Here is a 7,336-nt window from a genome sequence, read left to right as displayed (position 1 = left end):
GTTCACTAGACTTATTCGGCTATCAATTAAAAATAACATCGACAGTTGCCGAGGCGGTAACGTTACCAACAGGTAATGTGTCGCCACCGGAACATAGTCGCCAGGTGAGTTCATTTGAGAAAACTTCGCTAGATTCACCCGCATTAATTAAACCTAATTTCATTGGTTCACCATTAAACTTCAGACCTTGCGTGAGATTACATGTTCCAGCTCCTGTAACTCCCGTGATTTCACCTGTGATATAACCCCCTCCCTCAGTGAGAGACAAACGGGTAGTTTCACCGCCATAAAGCCCTGAATTAGCCTGAAATTTTATATTAATATTAGCGGCAGGATTAGCGCTATTTTGGGTGCATCCCACCACCAGACTATCCTTCACTAGTTCTAATTCAGCCCCCAAAGTCGAATTATGTTCTACTTCGCCAAAGTTGATCGATTTGTTAATATTGATCGAGCATTGCCGTGTGGAAACTTTAACCTGATAGCCAGTAAGAATACTTGCCTTCGTAGCACTCGATATTGCACTGCTACTAAAATACATCTCAGGAATGGGGTATACTCCATCTTGCTGGGTCCCATCGGTGATAATGACCCAATCGCCCGTTATTGATCCACTGCGGACGCTATATTCCTCGAAAAAAGAGGGTGTCGAGATTGCCCGGGGTGATAAACACCAGGCAGAATTTGCAGGCGTTGCAGCAGCATTTCCAGATCCAGAGACTATCCCCTGGACTCCCGAATTGCTAAAAGTCCCGCTCATGGTTTCTGATGAGCCAGCATTTAACTGATAATTCATAGTGAAAGATGCCTGCGGTACCAAAAAAATACCTTGAGCAATCTTATACCCTTGAATTCCACCAACATCACTTAAGGCGGTGTTATTAACGCAACCCAAAGTTTCAGGAATTCCCGCCCCCGTGATGGCAACAAGACCATAATTTGGATTGAGCGTCATATAGTAGTCACCAAAACTGGTGGAAATATTCTGATTAATGGCTGGGCCTGTCCATTGTTGGCTACCACTACCAATCTCAATGATAGCTGCCTGTAATGGCATAATAACGCCCAACGACAGCAGACAAAGCCCTATTCGTAACCGCGTAAAACCAGTGGTGCTTATTTTATTTGTCACGGTGTTTACCCCTCTATTGAGTGAATTCTCGGTGCTCAACATGTTAAACCTCACAACGTAATGGCAAATGACGTATCGGATTAGCCGCTGACGGGGCTGGAGTGTTCGCCAAATTGAACGCTACATTGCATTGCTGGCTAGTATCCCCCCCCCACTTCACTTTTAGACGACCACTTTCTGGTAGCCCGCTGAGATAGACCTGCCCTGCATCTCCAACAATGCTGGTATTCGGCTCTTCACCCGCGCTACCTTCAACGGCAACCACGGCACCGAAAGGGATTAATCCACCACTTTTACTCAAAGTAACCAATACTTGATAACCGACGCGTGTTGCAAAGTTAGCCTTAACCACTGCACCTTTAGTTGGGTAGAGATTTTGGCTTGACTGCGTTATGTCAACCCCCTCAGGCAGGGTTGCCGGATCCAGGCTAATATTATTGCGCTGGTAGTTTGAGAGATAAGGCACCACCGCATAACCACGACTGTCCACCTGATTATTGCCGCTCATCACCTTACTTCCTCTGGCGCCTGGTGCACTGACTAATGCAACGGTATCGCCTAAAGGTTGACTCAATGTGACTCCGTCGGCATGTGCCACCACCCCGCCGCTGGCATTCATATTCACCGCGCGGTAGCCACTACCATAGCTATATCCCATACTCGCCATGCCCTTGCTGCCACGGTAACCAGTATTCACCGACCCCATGTCACTGCTGCCGTCGTTAGACCAGCCTTGTGTCACATTGTAAGAAAGACGGTCATCCATTGATGTTCCGTTAATACCCGCCTGATTCTGAACACTACCTTGGTTGTTATTTGTCATCTGATAACTGGCGAAGCTACGGTTAGCAAGTGATGAACCGCTCAACAAACTTAATGGTACTTGAACGTTCATGGATAACTGTCTGTTCTCCGGCCAGCTATTGTCCCCTTTAATGCGGTCAATACTGTAATTCATGCCGTAAGTCACCCCGTGGTAGCTGTTGCTATAGCCCGCAGTAAGGTTGTTATTGACCTTACTGTTGTCCCAATAGTTATCCCGCATCCCAGAGATATATAGCGATCCTAAATCCCCCATATTCTGAGACAAACGTAACTGGTAACTATTGCGCTTACGGTCTTGTGACCAGGGCTACTGATCGTCGCGTAATTGGTAGCCATTGTTGTTAACATCGGAAAAACTGTAATAATTTCGGGTCGAGTAGCGCATAGTCGCGACATCAATTGATGTGCCGGTACTGGCAATATTTTTGGCATAGCGCAACCGATATGACTCCCCTTTTTGCCGGTCATCCACGTCCTTCAGCTTAGCGTTCGACTGAGTGACATCCGCAGACAATGCGCCAAAGTTCCCTAAAGACAACCCGCTCCCCACCACGCTTGAGAAGTAATCATCCGCGACCAGTCCACCACCATACAGCGTGAGATTATAGGGCAAACCATAAACCAAAGTGCCGAGTCCAAAAGTTGACTCCTGAGAGCCAACAGTGGTGCTGCCATTATATTTCCCACTGGTCAGTTCATACTTAAATGCACCAGGACGTAACATTACCGGCAGTGTTGAATAGGCGACAGTCTGGGTGCGAACGGAGCCATCAGCTTCAGTTATCGTTACCGTCAAATCACCTGAAGAACCACTCTGCCCCAAGTCATTTAGCGTAAACGGGCCTGGTGCAACATAGGTTTGATACACAATGTTGCCATTCTGCCTCACGGTTACCCTCGCATTACTTTGCGCAACACCAGAGATAACCGGAGCAAAGCCACGCAGATTGTTGGGCAACATCTCTTCGGTTGAGTTAAGTTTGACGCCACGGAACGGAATGCTGTCAAAAACATCCCCGCCACTGCTGCTTTCACCTGCCAATATTTCAGAATGCCAAGGCTGGATATCCCGCTGCAGGTAGCTATTGATAAACTGGGTGTCCTGCGTACTTTCACCCGCACGATTATCACCATTCGTCGTATTCCGGCTATGGGTAATCAGGCTGCGTAAACGCCAGGCATCAAAGTTCAACCCCGCCCGTAAGTTGGCAAAGAGGCTTGTTTGCTCTGATGTTCCCAAGTCTGATTGGGAAGAGCGTCGGCTGCGGCTGCCGTTCACGTTATAATTCAGCAAAAATGCCGGAATACCTTGATTCCACAATGAGGGATCAACCTGATTGCTACTATTTGGCTGCATTGCGACTTGGGGGATACTGATATCCAGCCGCAACTTGGCCAGCGAAAATTGCACCTGCGCATGAGGAATCAGGGCGGGCAAATCCTCCACTGGCTTATCCAGTGGTAAATTTGAGAATGTCGGCAGTGCACTGGTATTCACGCCGAACTCATTCAGTAACGCGGGCGTGAGGAGTGGCTCAACCTTATTCCGCGAGCCTTTTTGGAAAGTGATTGTTTGCTCGCCGCGCTCAATCTGATTAACAAATATCGTCACCAGATAGGCCCCTTCAGGCACCTGATCGGTAGTCTCAAACTGAGTCAAATCCACTTTTTCAGACTGCTCTTGATCAAGCATTAGCAGCCCGGCATCAAAATAATCCCGGCCCCAAGCGGGCAGAACAGACGTAAGTAATATCGCACCCGTAAATATAGGTGAGATTTTTATCCCATTAACGTGTCGTTTCATGATATTTAGCTCAACCTGGTTTATCTGTTTTGCCAATACACAAAATTGGAATTAAAAACATATGATTAACCAGCAGTTAAAATAAGTTTGTCGGTAAACTGGATATCAATATCGAGATGAGCCAGTAAGTGATTTTTGTTGTTCTAATGGCGTATTCCATGCTGTCTCATCAAGCAATTGCCACTCAACTGGCCCCTTTGTACCCGCAGGCAAGTTATAGCGTTGCTGCCCTTTTGGTGGAACCATCAGGCGCATAGCCGCATTATCAAACAAATAGTTACCAACTTTTAACCGAGAAAATGTCAACCAAAACGGCGTTGGGTTTTCAGCAACCAGCGTATTACCTTCCAGATGGAAGCGTAATTGTGAGGCAGCACCTGCCACCCCACTGTCCGGCAGGCTGGACGGGCGGTAAAATAGTTTAAGATTACTGACAACAGCTAACGTTAATTGACCGCCGTTTTGCGCCATATTCGCAGGTGTAGATGGGATAGCCTTGGTAGCAATATAAAATACTGACTCCCGATCCTGTGCTAACTCCCCTCCGGTACGCCGAATACGCAAGGTCAAATCACTATTAGGCTCCAGTCGTTGCAGCGGCGGAGTGACAATAAAAGGCATCGGAGTAACGACTTTGCTCTGCGGTGCAACGCTGCCAGTTTGAGGATCCATACTCCGAATCCAAGATTGCATTAAAAAAGGCTGATCACTTTTGTTATAGACGGTTAATGCAACACCCTGACTGGCTTTTTCCGGGTAAATAACCCGCATCACATAAAAGGAAATACCTTTAAGTTCAGCCTGATTTGCGCTCACCGATAAACTGTTCAGCATCAGTAAGCTCCCAATCATTATTAATGACAGGCGAGTCCAGAAACTTTTCATTTACTCTCCAGAAATTATGGCGGTGAATATTCGCATTTCGACGAGAGGATCCCGTAATCGGTAATCACTCGCCAGTCAGCCATTGCCAACGGTGAAATAGCTGGATAAATTTGATTACTGTGAGGGGCAATCATTGCCGGGTGCTGCTCGAAACTAACGGCGCGATGATTAATATTCAATTGCCCCAGCGTTAAAAAATAGGGTGTAGGATTTTCTACAAGGATACCCTCAGCGACTTGGGTAAATTGTAATTTGCAGTAAGCGTCTTCCGGGGTCATATTCAACCCATCGGGGCGATAGAACAGCTTAATCAAAAAACGAATTCCCATTGATAGCTGGGCCTGCTCTGTCAGCTCGGAGGCTTGAGCAGGAATCGCCAGAACAGATAAATAAAACACCGATTCATGTTGCTGCGATAATGTTCCTTTATTCTGGCGTATAATACGCAGCAAATTACGGCTATTAGGCTCCAGCCGAAATAATGGTGGTGTCACGATAAATGGTGCTGCTTGTTTATTATCTGGACCCAGTTGAACCAGAGACTGAATTAAATAAGTTTTATCGCCATCATTCTTAACCAGAACAGTGCGCGCCCGATCAGTTTCATTAAATACGACCCGCGTTTGTCCAAGGCTTATTCCGCCATCAGCAGCAAAAACGATATTTCCCCAGAGGCTAAGAAGTAAGCCACTGATAAGTTGCAAGTCTCGCAAACGAAGGGCTCGAATCATAATGCACTCTTAATCGTAAAGAAAATTGAAGGTAACTCGAGCAATGAGTTTACCGGTGGTTGGATTACAGCCCCCCGAATCAATACAGGATACCCCTGCGGAAAATGCCATAGCGGCACCGGTGGCTGGCGGGACTATTCCTTGAAATTGCAGCTTGTCATCATGGCGAACGGTATTCATGTTTTGAGTTAGCAGCACACCAACCCCTTGAGCGTCTGAGTCAGCGTCACGAAACAGCCATTTGCTGCCACTGCCATCACCATTGCCAGTGACCTGGATAACAGGTTTTTGGCTACCAGGTGCCGTCCCGCTACAATTTTGTACTTTCAGAGAGAAAGTATTGGATGCAGCCACGGCTCCCGATAACAACGCGCTTGTTTGGACGCTACCCAAATGCAAAAACTCTTGATCTAGCTTAATTTCGCAAGTTCCAGGAACAATGGTGGCACGGAAATCCACTATTTCAGTAGCTTGTACCGGCAGAGCGACTACACAGATGAAAAGGCTCGCAGAACCCGCATTACGGCACCACTTTAGTAAAGGCATCGATACCTCCAAGATCGTTGATCACCCGCCAGCGGACCTCCCCTTGTTTAACTTTGCTCGGGAAGATATGGCTACTGAAAGGGGCAATCATACTGGCTTCGGCGCGCGCCAAAGATAGCGCCTCTCCGGCAAAACTGATGCCAGCAAAGTTAATAAAATAGGGGGAGGCGTTATTAACCTGTAATCCCTCTTTCACTGGGGTAATTTGTAGGTTCTTATGGGCATTGGCGACAGTCGGGGCTAATCCAGCAGGGCGATAAAATAGCTTGATGACGTTCGCAACGCCCAGTTTTACTTCACCACCAACGTTTTGTTGCTGATCTTCTCCTGTTCCTGCAACGCTACTGGGTATAGCCCGAGCATTAATATAGAAAACCGATTCACGATCACTGGGCAAAGCCCCACCATTAGCAGAAATCCGAATTTGGTTGCTACTATTTGGTTCGAGGCGAAATAACGGCGGAGTGACCAAAAAAGGGGCGACTCCTTTCCCATCAATAGAAGCGCTGACTGTGGTCTGTACCAAATAAGGAGCATCTGGTTGCGTATTGCGCAAAGTGAGTGAAACACTCGATGCACCCTGTGGGTAAATCAGCCGAGTGGCACTAATACCAAATCCGCCAGCCTGAACGGTTTGAGTGGCAGTCAAACCAACGAATATCAAAGATAGCGTGCGAAATAAAAATTTCATTACTCAAACTCCTCTTGCCTGATGGCAGGGAGTTATCATCACCTGCCATCAGAAATGGTTAGTTATAAACAAAACTAAATGTAATTGGTGCACTAATCGTTGTATTTTCGATGGCTGATATATTAGTGGTAGCTAACGCGGCACTTAAAGAAATCGATTTTTCAAAATCTCCAGGTGCTGGCGTGCTACCCGCAGTCCCAACAAGAATAGAGTCTCCACTTTGTAGGATGGTGCCTTCATGTTTGACCATGACACCAACACTAGAGCTATTATCGCTGTTAAAGATATTGTTACTGCCACCGCTCAGTGTTGAACCCGAAATACGCAAGCTCGCCGTATCATCCTCCGCCGACGGTTTTCCACAATTCATAAGTCTCACATCAAAATTTTGTGCCGTCTTATCAATAAAAGTATTAGGGGCAGTGAAAACGGCTGCTGTGTGGTTATTCAAATTCAATCGGTCAGTGACCGAGACATCACAGGTTGCAGTTACGATGCTAGCCTCTATCGTTATCATAGCATTACGCCCAGATTCTGCTGCAAAGGCCGTTCCAGCCGAAGCCAGCAATAACAAAGCGGCAGGTGATAAAGTTAAAAGTGTTGTACGCATGTATTTATTCCTCTAATGACACGTTGATTAAGGATTTGAGTGTGTCCTAGAGAGAGCTAAAAATTTAATGATTTAGTCTAATTAAGGTGGAGTTAAGACTCTTCAGGTTTAC

At 46.7% G+C, this 7,336-nt stretch carries 7 protein-coding genes and 1 pseudogene; all 8 read right to left on the bottom strand.

Going from position 1 to position 7,336, the window contains the following annotated elements:
• Window positions 1–22: 22 nt before the first annotated feature.
• A complete protein-coding gene (locus V1952_RS18550; RefSeq protein ID WP_420075289.1) occupies window positions 23–1,132 on the bottom strand; it encodes an adhesin in 1,110 nt (369 codons plus the stop codon).
• Window positions 1,133–1,175: 43 nt separating this feature from the next.
• Entirely contained in the window at window positions 1,176–1,484 is a 309-nt protein-coding gene (locus V1952_RS18545) for a FimD/PapC C-terminal domain-containing protein (RefSeq protein WP_420075290.1), read from the bottom strand.
• Window positions 1,479–3,761 (bottom strand): annotated as a pseudogene (locus V1952_RS18540) (fimbria/pilus outer membrane usher protein); the annotation flags it as partial. The gene V1952_RS18545 and the pseudogene V1952_RS18540, both read right to left, overlap by 6 nt.
• A gap of 105 nt (window positions 3,762–3,866) precedes the next feature.
• Window positions 3,867–4,646: a molecular chaperone gene (locus V1952_RS18535; RefSeq protein ID WP_372558299.1), complete on the bottom strand. Its 780-nt coding sequence runs from the start codon at window positions 4,644–4,646 to the stop codon at window positions 3,867–3,869.
• A 14-nt stretch (window positions 4,647–4,660) separates the two neighbouring features.
• Entirely contained in the window at window positions 4,661–5,377 is a 717-nt protein-coding gene (locus V1952_RS18530) for a molecular chaperone (protein ID WP_420075288.1), read from the bottom strand.
• A gap of 9 nt (window positions 5,378–5,386) precedes the next feature.
• The gene (locus tag V1952_RS18525) at window positions 5,387–5,923 is read right to left on the bottom strand and encodes a fimbrial protein (RefSeq protein ID WP_420075287.1); all 537 of its coding nucleotides are present in this window, start codon (window positions 5,921–5,923) and stop codon (window positions 5,387–5,389) included.
• Window positions 5,898–6,614, bottom strand: coding sequence for a molecular chaperone (locus V1952_RS18520; RefSeq protein ID WP_420075286.1), 717 nt, complete (start codon window positions 6,612–6,614; stop codon window positions 5,898–5,900). Before V1952_RS18520 ends, V1952_RS18525 begins: the two co-directional genes overlap by 26 nt.
• A gap of 58 nt (window positions 6,615–6,672) precedes the next feature.
• Window positions 6,673–7,224 (bottom strand): hypothetical protein, encoded by a 552-nt coding sequence (locus V1952_RS18515; protein ID WP_420075285.1) that lies wholly within the window; start codon window positions 7,222–7,224, stop codon window positions 6,673–6,675.
• Window positions 7,225–7,336: the final 112 nt, after the last annotated feature.

This window comes from Yersinia sp. 2542 StPb PI (assembly GCF_048593855.1).
In the GTDB taxonomy this organism is placed as follows: Bacteria; Pseudomonadota; Gammaproteobacteria; order Enterobacterales; family Enterobacteriaceae; genus Yersinia; species Yersinia enterocolitica_E.
The sequence above is the reverse complement of the archived record's forward strand: the minus strand, read 5'-3'. Positions and strand labels throughout refer to the sequence as shown.

Coding starts and splice junctions, on each gene's coding strand:
- V1952_RS18515 (WP_420075285.1), bottom strand. CDS start 7,224: ATGCGTACAACACTTTTAACTTTATCACCTGCCGCTTTGTTATTGCTG.
- V1952_RS18520 (WP_420075286.1), bottom strand. CDS start 6,614: ATGAAATTTTTATTTCGCACGCTATCTTTGATATTCGTTGGTTTGACT.
- V1952_RS18535 (WP_372558299.1), bottom strand. CDS start 4,646: ATGAAAAGTTTCTGGACTCGCCTGTCATTAATAATGATTGGGAGCTTA.
- V1952_RS18525 (WP_420075287.1), bottom strand. CDS start 5,923: ATGCCTTTACTAAAGTGGTGCCGTAATGCGGGTTCTGCGAGCCTTTTC.
- V1952_RS18530 (WP_420075288.1), bottom strand. CDS start 5,377: ATGATTCGAGCCCTTCGTTTGCGAGACTTGCAACTTATCAGTGGCTTA.